Annotated in this window: 21 protein-coding genes; 6 read left to right on the top strand and 15 right to left on the bottom strand. The window is 72.7% G+C overall.

The genetic code is table 11. The annotated features are described in order from the left end of the window. Positions 1-228 precede the first annotated feature (228 nt). The 10 genes from HEP81_RS03875 to HEP81_RS03830 form a co-directional block, all read right to left on the bottom strand. Positions 229-744 carry a nucleoside phosphorylase-I family protein gene (locus HEP81_RS03875; protein WP_051849936.1) on the bottom strand — a complete coding sequence of 172 codons (516 nt, stop codon included), beginning with the start codon at positions 742-744 and terminating at the stop codon, positions 229-231. Next, on the bottom strand, positions 726-1,136 hold the full coding sequence (locus HEP81_RS03870; RefSeq protein ID WP_051849937.1) for a hypothetical protein: 411 nt from the start codon (positions 1,134-1,136) through the stop codon (positions 726-728). Before HEP81_RS03870 ends, HEP81_RS03875 begins: the two co-directional genes overlap by 19 nt. A 21-nt stretch (positions 1,137-1,157) precedes the next feature. Next, the gene (locus HEP81_RS03865) at positions 1,158-1,697 is read right to left on the bottom strand and encodes a hypothetical protein (protein WP_190275938.1); all 540 of its coding nucleotides are present in this window, start codon (positions 1,695-1,697) and stop codon (positions 1,158-1,160) included. A gap of 269 nt (positions 1,698-1,966) precedes the next feature. Continuing rightward, positions 1,967-2,932 (bottom strand): pirin family protein, encoded by a 966-nt coding sequence (locus HEP81_RS03860; RefSeq protein WP_037652369.1) that lies wholly within the window; start codon positions 2,930-2,932, stop codon positions 1,967-1,969. An 84-nt stretch (positions 2,933-3,016) separates the two neighbouring features. Further along, positions 3,017-3,367: a hypothetical protein gene (locus tag HEP81_RS03855; RefSeq protein ID WP_037652370.1), complete on the bottom strand. Its 351-nt coding sequence runs from the start codon at positions 3,365-3,367 to the stop codon at positions 3,017-3,019. Beyond that, complete coding sequence (locus HEP81_RS03850) at positions 3,364-4,017, bottom strand: RNA polymerase sigma factor (RefSeq protein WP_037652371.1); 654 nt, start codon at positions 4,015-4,017, stop codon at positions 3,364-3,366. Before HEP81_RS03850 ends, HEP81_RS03855 begins: the two co-directional genes overlap by 4 nt. 61 nt (positions 4,018-4,078) lie before the next feature. After that, on the bottom strand, positions 4,079-4,567 hold the full coding sequence (locus HEP81_RS03845) for a hypothetical protein (RefSeq protein WP_125210626.1): 489 nt from the start codon (positions 4,565-4,567) through the stop codon (positions 4,079-4,081). Between the two features lie 145 nt (positions 4,568-4,712). Continuing rightward, positions 4,713-5,681: a pyridoxal-phosphate dependent enzyme gene (locus HEP81_RS03840; protein WP_037652375.1), complete on the bottom strand. Its 969-nt coding sequence runs from the start codon at positions 5,679-5,681 to the stop codon at positions 4,713-4,715. A gap of 120 nt (positions 5,682-5,801) precedes the next feature. After that, positions 5,802-7,154 (bottom strand): vWA domain-containing protein, encoded by a 1,353-nt coding sequence (locus tag HEP81_RS03835; RefSeq protein WP_037652376.1) that lies wholly within the window; start codon positions 7,152-7,154, stop codon positions 5,802-5,804. After that, entirely contained in the window at positions 7,151-8,008 is an 858-nt protein-coding gene (locus tag HEP81_RS03830) for an AAA family ATPase (RefSeq protein WP_037652378.1), read from the bottom strand. The genes HEP81_RS03835 and HEP81_RS03830 overlap by 4 nt, the downstream gene beginning before the upstream one ends. 232 nt (positions 8,009-8,240) lie before the next feature. Between HEP81_RS03830 and HEP81_RS03825 the strand changes: the two genes are divergently transcribed. From HEP81_RS03825 to HEP81_RS03815, 3 genes are read left to right on the top strand one after another with little or no spacing between them, the layout of a single operon-like run. Further along, positions 8,241-8,921, top strand: a complete 681-nt coding sequence (locus HEP81_RS03825) for an ABC transporter permease (protein WP_037652380.1) — start codon at positions 8,241-8,243, stop codon at positions 8,919-8,921. Continuing rightward, positions 8,918-9,589 (top strand): ABC transporter permease, encoded by a 672-nt coding sequence (locus tag HEP81_RS03820; protein WP_037652383.1) that lies wholly within the window; start codon positions 8,918-8,920, stop codon positions 9,587-9,589. The genes HEP81_RS03825 and HEP81_RS03820 overlap by 4 nt, the downstream gene beginning before the upstream one ends. Next, a complete protein-coding gene (locus HEP81_RS03815; RefSeq protein WP_037652385.1) occupies positions 9,586-10,521 on the top strand; it encodes an ABC transporter substrate-binding protein in 936 nt (311 codons plus the stop codon). Before HEP81_RS03820 ends, HEP81_RS03815 begins: the two co-directional genes overlap by 4 nt. Positions 10,522-10,548: 27 nt before the next feature. Here the strand turns inward: HEP81_RS03815 and HEP81_RS03810 are convergent, their stop codons facing one another. The 4 genes from HEP81_RS03810 to HEP81_RS03795 form a co-directional block, all read right to left on the bottom strand. Then, a complete protein-coding gene (locus HEP81_RS03810) occupies positions 10,549-11,703 on the bottom strand; it encodes an ABC transporter ATP-binding protein (RefSeq protein WP_037652387.1) in 1,155 nt (384 codons plus the stop codon). 76 nt (positions 11,704-11,779) lie between these two features. Further along, entirely contained in the window at positions 11,780-12,424 is a 645-nt protein-coding gene (locus tag HEP81_RS03805) for a LutC/YkgG family protein (protein WP_037652389.1), read from the bottom strand. Further along, the gene (locus HEP81_RS03800; RefSeq protein ID WP_037652391.1) at positions 12,421-13,896 is read right to left on the bottom strand and encodes a LutB/LldF family L-lactate oxidation iron-sulfur protein; all 1,476 of its coding nucleotides are present in this window, start codon (positions 13,894-13,896) and stop codon (positions 12,421-12,423) included. Before HEP81_RS03800 ends, HEP81_RS03805 begins: the two co-directional genes overlap by 4 nt. After that, on the bottom strand, positions 13,893-14,648 hold the full coding sequence (locus tag HEP81_RS03795; protein WP_037652393.1) for a (Fe-S)-binding protein: 756 nt from the start codon (positions 14,646-14,648) through the stop codon (positions 13,893-13,895). Before HEP81_RS03795 ends, HEP81_RS03800 begins: the two co-directional genes overlap by 4 nt. A 153-nt stretch (positions 14,649-14,801) precedes the next feature. Between HEP81_RS03795 and HEP81_RS03790 the strand changes: the two genes are divergently transcribed. Further along, complete coding sequence (locus HEP81_RS03790; RefSeq protein ID WP_037652396.1) at positions 14,802-15,077, top strand: hypothetical protein; 276 nt, start codon at positions 14,802-14,804, stop codon at positions 15,075-15,077. 119 nt (positions 15,078-15,196) lie between these two features. Next, complete coding sequence (locus HEP81_RS03785; protein WP_037652397.1) at positions 15,197-16,498, top strand: alpha/beta fold hydrolase; 1,302 nt, start codon at positions 15,197-15,199, stop codon at positions 16,496-16,498. Positions 16,499-16,542: 44 nt separating this feature from the next. Here HEP81_RS03785 and HEP81_RS03780 read toward each other — a convergent pair whose 3' ends face one another. Next, complete coding sequence (locus HEP81_RS03780; protein ID WP_037652399.1) at positions 16,543-17,697, bottom strand: glutathione-independent formaldehyde dehydrogenase; 1,155 nt, start codon at positions 17,695-17,697, stop codon at positions 16,543-16,545. Positions 17,698-17,904: 207 nt separating this feature from the next. On the opposite strand from HEP81_RS03780, the gene HEP81_RS03775 reads away from it, so the two are divergent. Next, positions 17,905-18,762: a pentapeptide repeat-containing protein gene (locus tag HEP81_RS03775; RefSeq protein WP_037652401.1), complete on the top strand. Its 858-nt coding sequence runs from the start codon at positions 17,905-17,907 to the stop codon at positions 18,760-18,762. Positions 18,763-19,295: the final 533 nt, after the last annotated feature.

The following is a 19,295-nucleotide window of genomic DNA, read 5'->3' as shown; positions in this document are numbered from 1 at the left end:
GGGCAACCCGGAAGGCCGGACCCCGGCGGCATCGGTAGGGATTCTTTCCGCGCCCGCGTCGCCCATCACCTCAAGGCCGATGGCAAGCCGAAGCCGAAGCCGAAGCGACCTCGGGCTGCTCGCGCCGGGGCCGGCGCTCCACGAGGGAGTCGGCGACCGCGAACACGGCGGCCGCATCGATGCCCCGGTACAGGGCGTCCGTGGTCCAGCTCGGTCCGCTCCTGGCGTCTACCTCTCGTGCGCGCAGACTTGCGGCGAGGGCGTAGGTGAGCTGTTGGAACGCCTTGATGTGCGAGCCCGGCGGGAGGTAGTGGCGGGACCCTCCTCGTTGCGGAGGGCGTTGTCGCAGACCACGAGTTGGCCCGGCGACAGGTCGGCGCGGAGGGTGGCGGCGGTGCCGACCGTGACGTCGCGGCGGGCGCCAAGGGCGATGAGCTGTTCGAGGACCAGGACCGTCGCCGGTGCGCCGAGGCCGAACCCGCCGCACGCCGCGACCTGTCGGTCCCGGCGCTTGAGGATGAACAGCTCGCCGCGGACCCGGTGCACACGGCGGCAGCGGTAGCGGTTCACCGTCTTCTCCGGCACGTCCTGCTGATACAGCAGGACCACTCCGTCGGTGCTGCTGAGCGTTGCCCCCGGATACCGGTCGCGCACGTGTCTGGCGTGCTCGGCCGGTTCGGTCACCGCCGGCAGTGCGTGCTTGCCGGGATGCAGCGGGAACGGGGTCACGAGCGTGCTTCCCACTCGGCGAGCGTGGTCGCCAGCTCCTGCTCGGCGCCCGCGTGAACGTGGTTGAGGATGTGCCAGGGCAGGACCGGCTCGTGCCGAAGGTGGCGGTCGTGGTCCACGCCGCGTCTGGCCAGGGCCTCGGTGAGTTGGTCCTTCGTCAGCTCGCTCAGGTCGGTTCCGGCGTCGTAGAGGTCTTCGAGCACATGGCCGATGCGCCGGTCGCCACGCGAGCACACGACTTCCAGACGCATGCGGCTCGCGCCGAACTGCTCCACGCGGTAGTGCTGCTCGTACTCCTCATCGCCGACCAACTCGCGCGGCCGGGCGGCGACCCGGTCACCGTAGCCATGCGCCACGTCGGGGTCCGCCATCCGGAGCCGCTGGGTGAGCGCGCCCGGCTTGGGCATTGAACTGGTGCAGCTTGACGATCACGGTCCCGTCGGTGCCCCGATGATGAAGTACGGCATCACCGTGTTGACGTCGCTCGCCCGGCACAGGTCGAGGGCCTTGTTCACGCGCTCGCGTTTCTGCATCTTGCCGTACAGGGTGTCGAGGTCGGGCGCGGCCCACTCGGGCGCGATGGTGATGATGCCGCGCGCCTGGGTGAGGTGCAGCTCGGTGAACAGGTGCCCGAAGTCGCCGAGTTCGCTGACGGCCTGGAGGTAGTCGGCGAGCGGCTCGGGGTCGGTCAGGCCGCTGTGCATACCGACAGCGGTGCCGTCGGTGACCGGGTAGCAGAAGTGGGAGGCGCCCAGATCCTGATATGCCGAGTACGTCGGCTTCATCGACGGGCCGGGGCGACTCGATGCTGCGGTACGGCTCCCGGCGGGCGCCGCGAGCCGGTTGCCGTCGCGGACGAGGCAGTCGTACTGGATGGCCCGCTCGGTGACAGCCGGGCAACTGCCCGAGCCGGCCAACGACGACTGGCCCCGAAGGACAATCGACTCCGGGGCAGCATCAGCCGACAACGCGATGCAGATAATCTCCTGCCCAGCCGCGCTCCAAGGAGCGATCACACCGCTTCACCATGTGTTGATGACTCGTCAGTAAAGTCAGCATTGGGTCAGCATTCGTCCGGCCAAAGCTGCCTCATATGACCAGACCTTGGAAACGCGGGCAGCCCCGGAGGCGTCCCGCAGGCAGTATCCAAGGGCCAGCGCCACCAGCGATCCTCGTTGGAGGTCAGGCGAAGGGCCGGTCTCGAACACCTTGGACCGCAAATCAGAGTTTCCCCAGCTCAACGCACCCTTCCGCGCGGTTTCAGCGGTACTTCCGGCAGCTGCGGTGCGCGCAGCGGAGCCCCGTCGTAGCCCTTCACCTCGCCGAAGCGGGTGCCCTGGGACCAGTCCTCGCGGGCCTGTTCGATCTCGGACTGGGTGCGGGCCACGAAGTTCCACCACATGATGAGCTCCTCGGCGAAGGGCTCGCCGCCCAGGAGCATGACCCCGGCGTCGGACTCGGCGCGCAGAGGGAGTTCGGAGCGGCCGCAGCCGAGGTAGAGCATCGAACCGGGCAGCACCGGTACGCCGTCCACGTGGACCTCGCCGGACATCGCGAGGACGCCGTACTCGAAGTCGGGGTCCAGGGGCAGCCGTACATTCGCACCCCGGGTGAGGGCGAGATCGGCGCCGACGATCGGGGTGTAGGCCGTACCGGGGGAGACGGAGCCGTCGAGGTCGCCGAGGAGCACCGTGGCGGTCAGGCCCGGCGCGGTGACCGTCGGCAGCTCGGCGTGGAACTCGAACTTCGGTTCCGTGTACCGGTGCGCGTCGGGCAGCGCCACCCACAGCTGCGCGCCGTGCAGGAGACGGGCGTGCGGGCGGGGGCTCTCTTCGGAGTGGCTGATCGCGCGCCCCGCGGTCATCAGGCCCAGCTGCCGGGGCCGGATCGTCTGGAGGCTGCCGGTGGAGTCGCGGTGCAGCACCTCGCCCTCGTGCAGCCAGCTGACCGTCTGCAACCCGATGTGGGGGTGCGGCGGGACCTGCATACCGGGCTCGTCGGCGATGTCGTCCGGACCGTAGTGGTCGACGAAGGCCCACGCGCCGATCATGCGGCGGCCGAGGTTCGGCAGCAGCCTGCGCACCTCGGTCGTTTCCCCCAGCTTGACGGGGCGGGGGCTCAGCAGCTCGCGGACGGGTTCGGCGACGACGAATCCACGGCCACCGCAGACGGTCGGCTCGGGCGCGCGGTCAAGGTTGCTCATGCAGCCCAACTTAGCGGTGCCGATGCCGGACCGGTGACCGCGGACGGGTGCAATTCGCCACCGTTCTCCCCGTGCTCATCGTCGTCACCGCGGGTCCGGCTCCGGGACGGAAGGGCTCGCCACGGGCGTGGGCGGCGCGGAACTCGGCACCGGTGAGGGAGTGCCGACGCTCGGACGCGGGGGATGGGCCGGCGGTGCCGGGCGGCTCCCGCCGCCGTGGAGGGTGAACAGGACGAGGGCCGCCACCGCCGCCAGGGCCAGCAGCCCCGCCACGGTGCCGCGCAGCGACAGCCGATGGGTCCTGAGCGCGTCGGTCGGCGGGCGCAGGGGGCGCAGCTCGGCCGGTCCGACGGCGTTCGCGCGGGCGGCCAGGGCGGCGCGCAGCCGTTCCTCGACGGGTTCGCGGACGGATCCGTCGACGGGGGAGTGGTTCATCGCAGACCCTCCAGTCGTCGGCCGAGCGCGTCCAGGGCCCGGCTGGCCGTGGACTTGACGGCCCCTCTCGACAGACCGAGCGTCGCCGCGATCTCGGCCTCCGTCAGATGCGACCAGTAGCGCAGCACCAGTACCTCCCGTTGGCGCCGGGTCAGGGTGCCCAGCGCCGCCAGCACCTCCCGGTGGTCCTCATGGATGAGCACGTCCTCCTCCGGCGCGGGCGCGTGCCCCTCCGCCACCGGGGGATGCGCCCGTACGGTCCTGCGCCGACGCAGCACCGAGCGGGCCGTGTTGACCACGCTGGTCCGCAGATACGCCTCCGGGTCGTCCAGGGTGGCGAGCCGATGGCCGTGCCGCCGGAACAGCGCGGTGAACGCGTCCTGTACGACGTCCTCGGCCGTGGGCAGATCGTCCACCAGCAGCACCGCCAAGCGCACCAGGGACAGCCGGCGGTGGTGGTACAACTCCTCGATCCCGGGCCGGGGTTCGGGGGTGGCCGTCCCCGCGGTCGGGGGACGCGGCCCGGACACGGTGTCCGTGTCCATGTTGACGCGGGCGAGGAGTCGGGTGAGTCGCCGCCGCAAGGAAGGGAGTCGGGCGGTTCCGGCCCGTTCCCAGGGCAGGGCCGCCGGTGGTGTGGCTGTCGTCATGGATCTCCCGGGACCGGGTGCGGGGAACCGTCCTGCGACGGCTCCCCGCACCCGCCCTACCTCAGTGCTGCGGAACCGGTGCCGGAACGGCCGGGCCGTGGTGCGGGTGCGCGGGCGTCGACGGCACCGGCGACGGGGACGCGGAGCGCGGCGGCGCGGGCACGGGCGACGGGGTCGCCGTACCGCCGGGGACCGAGGGGACGGGGCTCGGGGTCGCCGTACCGCCGGGGACCGAGGGGACGGGGCTCGGGGTCGCCGTACCGCCGGGGACCGAGGGGACGGGGCTCGGGGTCGCCGTACCGCCGGGGACCGAGGGGACGGGGCTCGGGGTCGCCGTACCGCCCGGGACCGAGGGGACGGGGCTCGGGGTCGCCGTACGCGTCGGGGTCGACGGCACCGGCTTCGGCGTCGCCGCGGCGTGGTGGTCGGACTGCGCGGCCTGCGCGGCCACGGTGCCGGTGACGGCGAGTGCCGCGCCCAGCGCGGAGACCCCCAGGACGGTGCGCAGCTTGCGGGCGCGGAGCGGACGGGGGACACGATGTGCGGACATGGGATCCTTCGGGGCTGGTCGGACAACTGGTCGAAGTGGAGGCCTCCACCCGGACAGACGTCCGACCCCGGTCGAGGTTGCGGGTGGCGGCCGAGGAATTTTCGTACGCCCTTCACCGCCTCGATCTCCCCCCGGGCCCGTTCTCTCAGTAGGCCCCCGCCCCCGCCTCCGCGGCCGTCACCGCCGCCGGATGACCGAACAGCCCCGGCAGCCCTCCGGTGTGCACGAACACCGTCTTCTCACCGGGACGTACGTCGCCCTCGCGCACCGCCGCCGCCAGCCCGGCCAGGGCCCGGCCCGTGTACGTCGGGTCCAGCACGATCCCCTCGGTGCGCGCCGCCAGCCGCAGGGCCTCGGCCACCGGTCCCGTCAGCGCCGCGTATCCCGCGCCCACCTGGTCCCGCCGCACCCGCAGCCGCTGCGCCGTGACCTCCTCCGAGGTGAGCGGCGCGGCGAACGCCACCACCGCGGCGGCCGGGTCGGCCAGCGCGCCGACGTCGACGCCGAGGACGGAGCCGGTGCCGAGGGCGGCGACCAGGCCCGCCATGGTGCCGCCCGAGCCGAGCGCGACCACCGCCGTGCGCAGATTGGGCAGTTGGGCGCGCAGCTCCTCGCCGCAGCGCGCGTAGCCCCGGGCGCCCAGGGCCCCGGACCCGCCGAACGGGATCAGCGCGGGCCGCCTCCCCTCGGCGCGCAGCCGGGCGCACACCTCGGCCGCGGCCGCGTCCAGACCCGCCTGGTCCGCCTCGCCCGCCCAGGCGAGCCGGGCCCCGAACAGCCCGTCGAGCGCGAGGTTCCCGGAGCGGGAGGCACCGGGGGCGCCGCGCAGCACCAGGACGGCGTCAAGACCCAGCCGGGCGGCCGCGGCGGCGGTCAGCCGGGCGTGATTGCTCTGCGCGGCACCCGTGGTCACCAGGGTGTCCGTGCCCTCGGCGAGGGCCGCGCCCACCGTCCACTCCAGCTTGCGGATCTTGTTGCCGCCCCCGCCCAGACCGGTCAGATCGTCCCGCTTGACCCACAGGTCCTCCGGGCCGAGCCCCAGCGCCGCGGCCAGCCGGGGCGCCGGTTCGAGCGGGGTGGGGAAGGTGCCGAGCGGCACGGGCGGGTGCGTCATGGCTGATCCTCGGGGGAGAAGGGCAGGGCCCTCGCTACGGTGACGGCGGTACGCCGATCAGTCGATCACAGTAGGTCCCGTACGTCACCCCGCCGCGGCCGGCGCCCCGCCGCCGCTCCCTCACACCGGCAGCAGCCGCCCCACCAGCCCTCCGAGCTGCCGCGCCGTACGGCACTCGTGCATCTCGACCAGGTCCGCGTACGCCAGCGCCGCCGAGTCCCCGGTGCCCCACTGGCCGGCCGGCTCCGGGTTCAGCCAGTACACGCGCCGGGCCCGCCGGGCGATCTCGCGGACCGCGGGCAGATTCGGGTCGCTCTGGTTGGTGCGGGCGTCGCCGAGCACGAACACCGTGGTGCGCGGGCCGACCGCGGCGCCGTACCGCTCGGTGAACTCGCCCAGCGCCATGCCGTAGTCGCTGCTGCCGTGCCAGCCGGTGAGCGTGGCCTCCTCGCGGATACGGGCGCCGAGGCCCTCGGGGTCGGCGCGGCCGTGGTCGAGCAGGCCGGTGACCTCGTCGAGCCGGTTGACGAAGGCGAACACCCGGACCTTGCTGAACTGGTCGTGCAGCGCCTGCACCAGCAGCATCGTGAAGTCGGAGAAGCCCGACACCGAGCCCGACACATCGCAGAGCAGGACCAGTTCGGGGCGGACCGGGCGGCGCCGGCGCAGTACCGGACGCATCGGAACACCGCCCGTGGACAGCGAGGAGCGCAGGGTGCGGCGCAGATCGACGGTGCCGCGTGCGGCCCGGCGGCGGCGCGCGGCGAGCCGGGTGGCCAGCTTGCGCGCCAGCGGCTGAACGGCCCTGCGCAGTTCGGCCAGTTGGTCCCTGCTCGCGAACAGGAAGTCGACCCGGTCGGCCGTCGGACGCACTCCGCGCCGCGCGATCTCGTCCCGCCCCCGCCGCTCGGCGACCCGGCGCCGCGCCTCCGCGCCGACCAGGCGCCGGAACTCCTCGATACGGCGCCGGATCTCGTCGTCCAGCAACCGGTCGGCGAACTGCCCGCCGGCGCCCGCCCCGGCCCGTACATCGGCCCGTACCCGCGCCAACAGGGTCTGCGGGCGCAGCCGTTCGAGGGTCTGGTACGCCGACCAGCCGTCCGACCCCGGTGAACTCCCGTATCCGCCGAGCCCGTCGACCGCCTGAGCCGCCAACTGGGCCATCAGGGTGCGATCGTCGGCCGCCAGCGCCTCGGTCAGCCGGTCGCGCAGGCTCTCGCGATCGCTGGGGCCGGCGTCCGGGGCACCCACCCCGCGCGGGAAGTAGAGGTCGAAGACCGGGTCGAACACGGCGCGTTGGGCCGGGCCGTGCAACAGGGTCGCGGCCAGTCCCTCGCGCAGCAGCTCCCGGTCACCGAGCCCCAGCGCCTCGGCCGCGCGGGCCGCGTCCACCGTCTCCCCGGTGCCGATCCGCACCCCGTGCGCCCGCAGCGCCCCGACCAGACCGGTGATCCGCTCGGCGGGATCCGTCACAGCGCGTCCAGATCGAGCTTGGCCGCGGCCTTCTGGATGTCGTCCTGGTGCTTGAGGATCACCCCGAGACTGTCCCGTACGACCGCCTCGTCCAGGGTGTCCGCGCCCAGCGCCAGCAGGGTGCGCGCCCAGTCGACGGTCTCGGCGACGGACGGCGCCTTGCGCAGGTCCATCGCGCGCAGCGCCCCGACCACCCGGACGACCGACTCCGCCAGCGCCTCGGGCAGGCCCGGCACCTTCAGCCGTACGATCCGCCGCTCCAGCTCCTCCTCAGGGAAGCCGATGTGCAGGAACAGGCAGCGGCGGCGCAGCGCCTCGGACAGCTCCCGGCCCGCGTTGGAGGTGAGCACGACGAACGGGCGCCGGGTCGCGGTGACCGTGCCCAGCTCCGGCACCGTGATCTGGAAGTCGCTGAGCACCTCGAGCAGCAGGCCCTCCATCTCGACGTCGGCCTTGTCGGTCTCGTCGATCAGGAGCACCGTCGGCTCGTCGCCGCGGATCGCGGTCAGCAGCGGGCGCGGCAGCAGGAACTCCTCGCTGAAGATGTCGGTCCGCGCCTCGTCCCAGCTCTCGTCCCGGCCCGCGCTGATGCGCAGCAGCTGCTTGGCGTGGTTCCACTCGTACAGGGCCCGGGACTCGTCCACGCCCTCGTAGCACTGGAGCCGCACCAGCCGGGCGTCGGCCACCTGGGCGACGGCCTTGGCCAGCTCGGTCTTGCCGACCCCGGCGGGGCCCTCCACCAGCAGCGGCTTGCCCAGCCGGGCCGCGAGGAACACGGTGGTGGCGACCGCGGGCGAGGCGAGATAGCCGGTCTCGGCGAGGCGGGCGGAGACGTCGTCGACGGACGTGAACAACGGGGTCCTCCGGCGGGGTCGGGGAGCGAGCCGGGCGCGGAACGGCACCCGAGCCCTTCTATCTAAGCGCTTGTTCAGCGCCCCTGTCACGCATGGATTCCCCGGCCGCTCCGTACGAGGCGCCGCACCGCCCGGTCGTACGGCCTTCGTACGCCCCCTCCTTCGCACGGCCCCTCCCTCGTACGGCCCCCCACCGCGCGCGTCCCGCCAAGGCCGCCGGTCCAATGGACCCGTGACCGCGGCCCCCGACGACTGTCTCGCGCGCAACGAGTGGATCTGCGGCGCCTATCTGAGCAGCCGCCGCGGGATCCTGCTCGACGCGGTCGTCCAGCACCTCCAGCTGACCGCCCTGTCGGTCCTGATCGGCCTGCTCATCGCGGTGCCCCTCGCGGTGCTGGCCCGCCGCTGGGGCTGGGCCGCGGGACCGGTGCTCGCGCTCACCACGATCCTTTACACCATCCCGTCCCTCGCGATGTTCTCCCTGCTCCTGCCCCTCTACGGCCTGTCCGCCACCTTGGTCGTCGCCGGGCTCGTGCTGTACTCGCTCACCCTCCTGGTCCGCAATCTGCTCGCGGGCCTGCGCGCGGTCCCGGAGGAGACCCGGCAGGCGGCGCGCGGCCTGGGCTACGGCCCGATCCGGCTGCTGCTCACCGTCGAACTGCCCCTCGCCCTGCCCGCCGCGATGGCCGGGCTGCGCATCGCCACCGTCTCCGCGGTCTCCCTGGTCACGGTCGGCGCGATCGTCGGCTACGGGGGCCTCGGAAACCTCGTCTACGCGGGCATGAACACCTACTTCAAGGCCCAGGTGCTCACCGCCTCCGTGCTCTGCGTGCTGATCGCGGTCGCCGCCGACCTGCTGCTCCTGGGCGTACAGCGGCTGATCACGCCCTGGACGAGGGCGGCACGCGGATGAGCACCCTCACCGCCACCTGGGACTGGCTCGCCGACCCCGCGCACTGGTCCGGCGACAACGGTGTGTGGCACCGGCTGCTCCAGCACCTTCTGCTCACCGTGGTCTGCCTCGTCCTGAGCTGTCTGATCGCGCTGCCCGTCGCCCTGGTCCTCGGCCATCTCGGCCGGGGCGGGGCGCTCGCCGTGAACATCTCCAACGTCGGCCGGGCGGTCCCCACCTTCGCCGTACTGGTCCTGCTGCTGCTCACCCCGGTCGGCAACTGGGGCGAGGGCCCCACCGTCGTCGCCCTGGTGCTGTTCGCGGTGCCGCCGCTGCTCACCAACGCCTACGTCGGGATGCGCGAGGTCGACCGGGGCGTCGTCCAGGCGGCCCGGGGCATGGGCATGACCGGCCGACAACTGATGTTTCACGTGGAACTGCCCCTTTCGCTCCCCCTGCTGATGAACGGGGTGCGGATCGCGGCCGTACAGCTCGTCGCCACCGCCACCATCGCGGCGCTCGCGGGCGGCGGCGGGCTCGGCCGGATCATCACCGCGGGGTTCAACCTCGCCAGCACCCCCCAGGTGGTCGCGGGCGCCCTGCTGGTCGCCGTTTTCGCGCTCCTCGTGGAGGGCGGATTCGAGATCGCCGAACGGCTGGGCCCCGCGTGGGCGAGGGGAGGGCGATGAGACGCGTCCCGTGGCTGCTGGTGCTTCTCGCCCTCGCCGGCTGCGCCACCGGCCCCTCCCTGGAGAACCGCGGCCGGGTCACCGCACCGCCCGGGGACAGCCACCATCTCACCATCGGCTCGGCCGGCTTCACCGAGAGCGATCTGCTCGCCCAGATGTACGCCCAACTGCTGAACCGGGCCGGATACAAGACCTCCATCCTCACCGTCTCCAACCGGGAGCTGTACGAACCCGCCCTGGAATCCGGCCAGATCGACGTCGTGCCCGAGTTCGCCGCCACCTTCGCGGACTGGCTGAACGCCAAGGTCCATGGCACCGACGCGAAACCGGTCGGCTCGCCTGACCTCGACACCACGATGGACGCCCTGCGCGCGCTCGCCGCCCCCCGCGGACTCACCGTCCTGCCCCCGGGCCGGGCCGTCGACCAGAACGCCTTCGCGGTGAGCGCCGACTACGCCCGCGAACACCGTCTGAAGACGCTCAGCGATCTCGGCGCCTCCGGCCTGAAGGTACGGCTCGCGGCGGGCGACGAATGCGTGCAACGGCCGTACTGCGCACCGGGCCTGAGACAGGAGTACGGAATCGACGTCACCGGCGTCGACCCCAAGGGCGTCGGCACCACCCCGGCCAAGCGGGCGGTGCAGCAGGGCCGGGACCAGATGGTGCTCACGACCACCACGGACGCCACCCTCGACCAGTTCGGCCTGGTCCTGCTCGCCGACGACCGGCATCTCCAGAACGCCGACTACGTGGTCCCGGTCGTCAACCGCGCCCGCGCGGGCGGCGCCGGAGTCACCAAGGCCCTCGGCCGGCTCAACGACGTCCTCACCACCTCGGACCTGGCCGATCTGAACGAGCAGGTCGACAACTGGCGCAGGCTGCCCGCCGACGTGGCCCGCGCCTACCTCAGGGACAAGGGCCTGCTGAAGTAGGCCCTCCGTATCCGCACACGCCAGGTCTCACGCGTCGGACACCGAGTCGAAGGGCACCTGCCCGCGCGCCACGCCCCGCGCGTCCGCGTCCACCGAGCGGCGCAGCGCCTCGTGCAGCTTCGCCGGGGTCAGCACCCCGAGGAAACGTGCCCCGTCGAGGACCGCGACCCACCCGGCGTCGTGCTGGAGCATCACCCCGAACGCCTGCTTCAGCGGCGCCCCGACCGGCACCCACGCGGTCATCCGATGGCCGAACTCCCCGACCGTGCCGCTCGCCGCGAGGTCCGCCACCCCGACCCAGCCGTGCAGATCGCCCCGCTCGTCCAGCACCACCGCCCAGCGCGCGCCCTGTTCGGTCAGCCGCTGCCGCGCCCGCTCGGCGGGCTCGTCCGGCCGGGCCACCGGCGGCTGCTGGAGATCGTCCGGCTCGATCGCGGTCACCGAGAGCCGCTTCAGGCCCCGGTCCGCGCCCACGAACGAGGCGACGTACGGTGTGGCGGGCGCCCCCAGCACCGCCCCCGGGGTGTCGAACTGTTCGATCCGGCCCTGTCCGTACACGGCGATCCGGTCGCCGAGCCGGACGGCCTCCTCGATGTCATGGGTGACCAGCAGCACCGTCTTGCGCACCGCCGCCTGCATCCGCAGGAACTCGTCCTGCAACTGCTCGCGCACCACCGGATCGACCGCGCCGAACGGCTCGTCCATCAGCAGCACCGGCGGGTCCGCGGCCAGCGCCCGCGCCACGCCCACCCGCTGACGCTGGCCGCCGGACAACTGCTCCGGGTAGCGCGGCCCGTACGTCTTCGGGTCGAGACCCACCAGGTCGAGCAGTTCGGCGGCCCTGGCCCGCGCCTTCGCCCGCTTCCAGCCGAGCAGCGCGGGCACGGTCGCGGTGTTGTCCAGCACGGTGCGGTGCGGGAAGAGGCCCACCTGCTGGATGACGTACCCGATACGGCGACGCAGTCGCACCGGGTCGACCGCGGCGATGTCCTCGCCGTCGACGCTGATCCGCCCGGAGGTCGGCTCGATCAGCCGGTTCACCATCATCATGGTCGTCGTCTTGCCGCAGCCCGAGGGGCCGACCAGCGTCACCAGCTCGCCCTCGGCCACCTCGAAGGAGAGATCGTCCACGGCCGTCGTACCGTCCGGGTAGCGCTTGGTGACCTGCTCGAACCGGATCATGTCCTCACGCTAACGGCGCCGCCGGTACGACGCGCGGCGACGCCGGCCGCCTCCCCCCGTGGTTCAGTCCGCTGGTTCAGTCGTCCAGCAGGATCACTTCCAGCGTGCGCGGTCCGTGGACGCCTTCCACCCGGTTCAGTTCGATGTCGCTGGTGGCCGAGGGGCCGGAGATCCAGGTCAACGGGCTGGTGGGGTCGAGGCGTTCGAGGGCCTGTGGCACCGATGCCACGACTTGTGAGGGGACGCGGACCACGCAGATGTGGTGGTCGGGGATCAGCGAGATACGGCGCCGGCCCTGGTCGGGGGAGCCGTCGAGGACGAGGGTGCCGGTCTCGGCGATCGCCACGGCGCAGCCGGTCACGACGCTGGCGACCCGGTCCATGCGCTCAGGGGTGAGTTCCGCCCGGTCGTGGATGCGCACGGGGTCGGCCGCCGCGGTCCACGAGGCGGGCAGCTCGGGCGGGACCAGCATCTCCGTGGAGCCGTGCGCGGCCAGCAGCCGGGTGATCAGGTGCGGGAGATCGGCCGTGTCGGTGCGGTGCACGATCGCCCGGTAGTCCGCGAGGTTCTCGGCCAGCAGATCGACCGTCTCCTGGAGCGTCCGTTTCCCGTGCTCGCGCAGATAGTTTCGGGGCACGGCCTCCTCGTACGAGCCGTCGTGCGGGGGTACGTCGGCGAGGGCGCGCCGTACCCGGCCCAGGATCCGGTCCCTGCTGTTCACTTGGCGTCCTTTCCGCCGTGGGTGCGCTGCCACCAGTCGCGGAACGGCTCCGCGGGCATGGCCGGCAGGTCGCGGGTGGCGGACCATGCCCGTCCTGGGCCCGGCAGGGTGCGGGGGTGCAGCCGGCGGGAGCGGGCGGCGAGCCGCTGGCCGGTGCGCAGGGCGCCCGGGTGCCCGAACGCCCAGGCCGCCGCCCGCATCGCGGCGCGCTCGGCCGCGTGTCCCCTGGCGGGGCGCAGCACCACCTTGTTGCCGTGGCGCACCGCGGGGCCGCCCTGGACGATCCGTTCGCGCAGATGGACCAGGACCTCGGGGATGTCGATGGCGACCGGGCACACCTCGTAGCAGGCGCCGCACAGGCTCGACGCGTACGGCAGGGAGGCGTCGATCTCGCTGGCGGTGCCCCGGAGCTGGGGGGTGAGGATGGCGCCGATGGGCCCGGGGTAGACCGAGCCGTAGGCGTGGCCGCCGGCGCGCTCGTAGACGGGGCAGACATTGAGGCAGGCCGAGCAGCGGATGCAGCGCAGGGCCTGGCGGCCGATTTGGTCGGCGAGGGTGTCGGTGCGGCCGTTGTCGAGCAGCACCAGATGGAAGGCGCGTGGTCCGTCCTCGTCGCTGGTGCCGGTCCACATCGATGTGTACGGGTTCATCCGTTCGGCGGTGGAGGAGCGGGGGAGGGTCTGGAGGAAGACTTCGAGGTCGCGCCAGGTGGGCACGATCTTCTCGATGCCGACGACCGAGATCAGCGTCTGTGGCAGGGTCAGACACATCCGCCCGTTGCCCTCGGACTCCACCACGACCAGGGTGCCGGTCTCGGCGACCATGAAGTTGGCGCCGGAGATACCGACCTTGGCCCGCAGGAACTTCTCCCGCAGATGCAGCCGGGCGGCCTCGGCGAGATCGGCGGGCGTGTCGGTCAGGTCCTCGGGGGCCGGGCGGCCCCAGGCGGCCATCTCGTGGGTGAAGATGTCACGGATCTCGCCACGGTTGCGGTGGATGGCCGGGACGAGGATGTGCGAGGGGCGGTCCTTGCCCAGCTGCACGATCAGTTCGGCGAGATCGGTCTCGTAGGCGCGGATGCCCTCGGCCTGGAGCGCCTCGTTCAGCCCGATCTCCTGGGTCGCCATCGACTTGACCTTGACGACCTCCGACTCACCGGTCTCCTTGACCAGCGCGGCCACGATCCGGTTGGCCTCCTCGGCGTCCTCGGCCCAGTGGACCGTGCCGCCGGCCGCGGTCACCGACGCCTCCAACTGCTCCAGAAAGCGGTCGAGATGGCGCAGCGTGTGGTCCTTGATGCGGCGCCCCGCCTCGCGCAGCTCGGCCCAGTCGGCCAACTCGGCGACGGCACTCGCGCGTTTGGCGCGGATGGTGTGGGTGGCGTGCCGCAGATTCCCGCGCAGGGTGGGATCGTCCACGGCCGTGCGCGCGGCCTCGGGAAAGGCCGGCATGCCGACGAATGTGCCGCTCATCGCGCGGGGTCCTCCTCCGTGCTCGCCAGGATCTCCGCGAGGTGGACGGGGCGCATGCCCGCCTTCAGCCGGGTCATGGTGCCGCCGATGTGCATCAGGCAGGAGTTGTCGGCGGCGCACAGCACCTCGGCGCCGGTCGACTCGGCGTTGCGTACCTTGTCCGCACCCATCGCGGCCGAGACCGCGGCGTTCTTCACCGCGAAGGTGCCGCCGAACCCGCAGCACTCCTGCGCGCCCGGCAGCTCCACCAGGTCCAGCCCCCGCACCGCCTCCAGCAGGCGGCGTGGCCGCTCTCCGAGACCCAGGCTGCGCAGACCGTGGCAGGTGGGGTGATAGGTGACCGTGTGCGGGTACCAGGCGCCCACGTCGATCACGCCCAGCACGTCCACGAGGAACTCCGTGAGTTCGTACGTCCGCGGCACCACCGGCGCCACGGTCCGCGCGAGCGAGTCCCCGCGGCCCTCCGCCCTGGCCCGTTCGCCCATCCGGGGATACAGCTCCCGCACCATCGCCGCGCACGACCCGGAGGGCGTCACGACCGCCTCGTACTCCCCGAACACCTCCGCGAACCGCCGCGCCAGCGGCTCCGCCTCATGCCGGTACCCGGTGTTGTAGTGCGCCTGCCCGCAACACGTCTGCCCCATCGGGAACCCGACCTCGACCCCCAGCCTCGCGAGCAGCTTCACCACGGCCTTCCCGGTCTCCGGATAGAGCGTGTCATTGACACACGTCAGGAACAGGGCGACACGCATCGCGGCTCCTCGGGAGGGATCACGGGGCGCGATGCAGCCTAGTCGCCGCAGGGGCCGCGACGCGGACCGGGGACCGGGGCGTGGCGCGCGCCCTAGCATGTGCGGAAGTGACCCGGTCCCGAGGTGCGACGTCGCACATGTACAGGCGGTGGGATGAGCCTTCCGAACGCGGATCTCTCGCTGAGTGCCGAGGACGCCCTGCTGCTGTTCCGGGATCTGGAGGAGTACGCGGTCTCCCTGGACCGCATCATGTCCCGGCTCGCGGCGGGCGCCGATCCCGCGATCCTCGCCGACTACCTGGTGGACCGTCGGGTGGCCGCCAGATTGGCCCGCGCGAGGGGGACCGTGGGGGACGCGCTGGAGGCGGTCATCGGCGCGGAGGCGCTGGAGGACATCGCGGAGGGCGTCTTCCGGTACTCCGGACCCTGACGCCCGCCGGCGCGAGCGCGCCGCGACCGCACGCCGCGGCGGCCCGCCACCCGTCCACCCGGCCCCACCACGCATGTGCTGAACTTGACCCGTCCACCCCACCCCTCCCGGGAGACCCGTTGAGCATCAGTTACCGCCAGCCCGGCGTCGTTCTGACCGATCGCCGGTTCACCGTGCCCCTCGACCACGCCGATCCCGGCGGTGAGCGCATCGAGTTGTACGCGCGGGAGGTGGTCGCGGGGGACAAGGCGGACAAGGAACTGCCCTGGCTGCTGTACCTCCAGGGCGGTCCCGGTTTCGGGGCGAATCGTTTCATCGGGCGACAGGCATGGCTCGACCGCGCGCTCGACGAGTACCGCGTACTGCTGCTCGACCAGCGCGGCACGGGCAGTTCCACCCCCGCCACCCGGCAGACCCTCCCGCAGCGCGGCGGCCCGGCCGCGCAGGCCGACTACCTCGCCCACTTCCGCGCCGACTCCATCGTGCGCGACTGCGAGGCCGTCCGCGCCGAGGTCACCGGCGGCGCCCCCTGGACCGTCCTCGGCCAGAGCTTCGGCGGCTTCTGCACGGTGTCGTACCTCTCGCTCGCCCCCGAGGGCCTGAACACCGCCCTGATCACCGGTGGACTGCCCTCCCTGGACGCCCACGCCGAGGACGTCTACCGCGCCGCCTACCCCCGCATCGAACGCAAGGTCACCGCGCACTACGCCCGGTACCCGCAGGACATCGAGCGGGCCCGCCGCATCGCCGACCACCTGCTCACCCATGACGTGGTCCTGCCGAACGGCTACCGCCTCACCGTCGAGGCCTTCCAGTCCCTCGGCCTGATGCTCGGCAGCGGCGACGGCAGCCACCGCCTGCACCACCTCCTCGCGGACGCGTTCGTCCGCACCCCGGCCGGGCCCGAACTGGCGGATGCCTTCCAGGAGCAGGTCCAGAGCCTGCTGTCGTTCGCGGGCCACCCCCTCTACGCCCTCGTCCACGAGTCGATCTACGGCCAGGACGCCCGCCCCACCGCCTGGGCCGCCGAACGCGTCCGCGCCGAGTTCCCCCGGTTCGACGCCGCGAAGACGCTCACCGGCGACGAGCCGCTGCTGTTCACCGGCGAGACCATCCATCCCTGGATGTTCGAGACCGACCCCGCCCTGCGCCCGCTGCGCGAGACCGCCGAGCTGCTCGCCGCCCGCACCGACTGGACCCCGCTGTACGACCGCGACCGCCTCGCCGCAAACGAGGTCCCGGTCGCCGCCGCCGTCTACCACGACGACATGTACGTCGACGCCGGCCACTCGCTGCGCACCGCCCGCACCATCCGCGGGCTGCGCACCTGGGTCACCGACGAGTACGAGCACGACGGGCTGCGCAGCGGCGCGCCCCGGGTCCTTGACCGGCTTCTCGCGATGGTCCGGGACGAGGTGTGACACGGCGGGTCCGGGCACCTCGCGGGCGCCCGGACCCCTGGACCTCACGCGGCGAGCGCGTGTCCCGGGTGCAGTACGACCTTGGTGTAGCCCTCGATCCGCTTGTCGAACTTCTCGTACGCCTGCGGTGCCTGGTCCAGTGGCAGCTCATGGGAGACCACGAAGCTGGGCTTGGCCCGCCCGGCGATGATCAGATCGCGCAGCTGGCGGTTGTACCGCTTCACATTGCACTGACCGGTACCCATCTTCTGGCCCTTCTCGAACATCTTGCCGATCGAGACCAGGAGCTGGCCGTGCTTGGCGTGCTCGTCGGGCCCGCCCGGGTCGGACGGCACATACAGCCCCGGCACGCCCAGCCTGCCGGTCGCCCGCACCGTCTGCACCAGTGCGTTCAGGACGATGGCGGGCTCCTCGTGGCTGGTGTCGTCGTGCGCCTGGGCCTGGTAGCCGACGGCGTCCACGCCCTTGTCCGTGCCCTCGCCGTTCGTCTGCGCCCTGATCTGCTCGGCCGGGTCGCCCTTGGTGAAGTCGATGGGGACGGCCCCGATCTCCTCGGCCTTGGCCAGCCGCTCGGGCACCCGGTCCACCACGAACACCTTGGACGCGCCGCGCAGCAGCGCCGAGTAGGCGGCCATCAGACCCACCGGACCCGCGCCGTAGACGGCCACGCTCTCACCGGGGGCCACCTGGGCCAGCTCACAGCCGTGATAGCCGGTCGGGAAGATGTCGGCGAGCAGCACGAAGTCGGTCTCGAACTGTTCGCCCGCCGGCAGTTTCAGACAGTTGAAGTCGGCGAAGGGCACCCGCAGATGCTCGGCCTGACCGCCCTCGTACGGGCCCATGGCCACATATCCGTAGGCGCCGCCGGCGAAGCCGGGGTTCACCGTCAGACAGAAGCCGGTCTCGCCGGCGAGGCAGTTCTTGCAGAAACCGCAGGCCACGTTGAACGGCATCACGACCCGGTCGCCCACGGACAGCGAGGTCACACCGCTGCCGATCTCCTCGATCACCCCGAGGTTCTCGTGGCCGAAGACGATGCCCGGCTCGGCCGCCGTGCGGCCCTCGTACATATGCAGGTCGGAGCCGCAGATCGCGGTCGACGTGACGCGTACGAGCACATCGTTGGGGTGCTCGATCCGCGGGTCATCGACGTCTCGCACCGCCACGCTGAACGGCTTTTCGTAGACGACGGCTTTCACCTTGGGTCACCTCCGCGTGGAACGCCGGACGACGGCGGTGAGCCAGGTCCGGGGGAGCAGGCGTCGGCCCGGGCCCCCGGTATGTGCCGGAGCCCCCTGCGCGCGCTTCACCGCCGGTACTTCCAGGTAACTCCGGTACGGCAGGGGTCGCAACCCCCGGTTCGGTGGGCCGGTGTTCCGGCTGGTCGGGGCCAGTAGGCTGTGCTCATGCCAGATCAGATAGCCGGGCTTCCGGAGCTGCGCGGGGACTGCGGAAGCTGCTTCGGGCTGTGCTGCGTCGCCCTGCCCTTTGCCGCGTCCGCCGACTTCGCGCTCGACAAGCCCGCGGGCAGGCCGTGCCCCAACCTCGCCGACGACCACCGCTGCGGCATCCACGCCCGGCTGCGGGACAAGGGCTTCACCGGCTGCACCGTCTACGACTGCTTCGGCGCGGGCCAGAAGGTCTCACGGCACACCTTCGGCGGACAGGACTGGCGTACGGCGCCCAAGGACCGGGCCCGCCGGATGTTCGACGTGTTTCCCGTCGTACGCCAGCTGCACGAGCTGCTCTGGTACCTGACCGAGGCGCTGTCCCTGCCCGCCGCCCGGTCCGTCCACCCCGAGCTGCGCCGGGCGCTCGCGGAGACCGAACGCCTCACCCTGCTGCCCGCCGAGGACCTGGCCGCGCTGGACGTCGCCGCGCACCGCGCGGAGATCAACGCCCTGCTGCTGCGCACCAGCGAACTGGTGCGGGCCGGAGCGGCCGGCGGCAAGGGCAAGAAGGGCGGCAAGGGCAAGAACCGCCGGGGCGCGGATCTGATGGGCGCCCGGCTCCGGGGCGCCGACCTGCGCGGGGCGACCCTCCGCGGCGCCTACCTCATCGCCGCCGACCTCACCGGCGCGGACCTGCGCGACGCCGACATGATCGGCAGCGACCTGCGCGACGCCGACCTCTCCGACGCCGATCTCACCGGCGCCTTCTTCCTCACCCAGCCGCAGGTGAACGCGGCGAGGGGAAACACGGGAACGAAGCTGCCGGGAACGCTGAACAGGCCGGGGCATTGGACTGGGACGGCGGGGGAGTAGCGCCGACCGAGGGGGAGCGACCGGGGCGTCGCGCGGCAGGGACGGGGGCGTCGAGCGGCCAGGGCGGGGCGGACTCCGGCGCCGGGAGCGGTGCGGACCGGGTGCCGCCGTGGTCGCGGCGGGGTGTGGCTGTGCGGGTGGCGGGTGACAAGTGGCGGGCATGACTCGGCGGCGACTGCCGGGGCCCGGCAGTCGGCCATGACCGGGACGCTTCACACACCGGCCCGGTTTACCGGCCGCCCGCACAACAACGTGCCCCGCTGACACGGCGGTTCGCGAGCCGGTGCGTCGGCGGGTCCGCAGGGGCGGCCCGGCGCTGCGGCCACCGGGGTTCCGTCAGCGCTTCCGGAGCGGCCCGCGCGCCGGTGTCGCCCGCGCGGGTCGCCCCGCCGCCGGGCCGCCGAAGGTCCCCGAACCGGCCCCTGCCCGTCCCGGCACCACTCTGATCCGCCTGATCCCGTGTCACGCCGACCGCCGCTGAACCGCCGTCCCCGCCACCCGCCCGTACGCCGGGCAACCCGCGTCCGGGCCCG

Source organism: Streptomyces griseofuscus (assembly GCF_014673495.1).
Classification (GTDB): domain Bacteria; phylum Actinomycetota; class Actinomycetes; order Streptomycetales; family Streptomycetaceae; genus Streptomyces; species Streptomyces murinus.
Note: the sequence above shows the minus strand (reverse complement) of the source record. Positions and strands in the feature narration are given on the sequence as shown.

Coding starts and splice junctions, on each gene's coding strand:
- HEP81_RS03870 (WP_051849937.1), bottom strand. CDS start 1,136: ATGCCCAAGCCGGGCGCGCTCACCCAGCGGCTCCGGATGGCGGACCCC.
- HEP81_RS03860 (WP_037652369.1), bottom strand. CDS start 2,932: ATGAGCAACCTTGACCGCGCGCCCGAGCCGACCGTCTGCGGTGGCCGT.
- HEP81_RS03855 (WP_037652370.1), bottom strand. CDS start 3,367: ATGAACCACTCCCCCGTCGACGGATCCGTCCGCGAACCCGTCGAGGAA.
- HEP81_RS03850 (WP_037652371.1), bottom strand. CDS start 4,017: ATGACGACAGCCACACCACCGGCGGCCCTGCCCTGGGAACGGGCCGGA.
- HEP81_RS03845 (WP_125210626.1), bottom strand. CDS start 4,567: ATGTCCGCACATCGTGTCCCCCGTCCGCTCCGCGCCCGCAAGCTGCGC.
- HEP81_RS03840 (WP_037652375.1), bottom strand. CDS start 5,681: ATGACGCACCCGCCCGTGCCGCTCGGCACCTTCCCCACCCCGCTCGAA.
- HEP81_RS03820 (WP_037652383.1), top strand. CDS start 8,918: ATGAGCACCCTCACCGCCACCTGGGACTGGCTCGCCGACCCCGCGCAC.
- HEP81_RS03815 (WP_037652385.1), top strand. CDS start 9,586: ATGAGACGCGTCCCGTGGCTGCTGGTGCTTCTCGCCCTCGCCGGCTGC.
- HEP81_RS03810 (WP_037652387.1), bottom strand. CDS start 11,703: ATGATCCGGTTCGAGCAGGTCACCAAGCGCTACCCGGACGGTACGACG.
- HEP81_RS03800 (WP_037652391.1), bottom strand. CDS start 13,896: ATGAGCGGCACATTCGTCGGCATGCCGGCCTTTCCCGAGGCCGCGCGC.
- HEP81_RS03795 (WP_037652393.1), bottom strand. CDS start 14,648: ATGCGTGTCGCCCTGTTCCTGACGTGTGTCAATGACACGCTCTATCCG.
- HEP81_RS03790 (WP_037652396.1), top strand. CDS start 14,802: ATGAGCCTTCCGAACGCGGATCTCTCGCTGAGTGCCGAGGACGCCCTG.
- HEP81_RS03775 (WP_037652401.1), top strand. CDS start 17,905: ATGCCAGATCAGATAGCCGGGCTTCCGGAGCTGCGCGGGGACTGCGGA.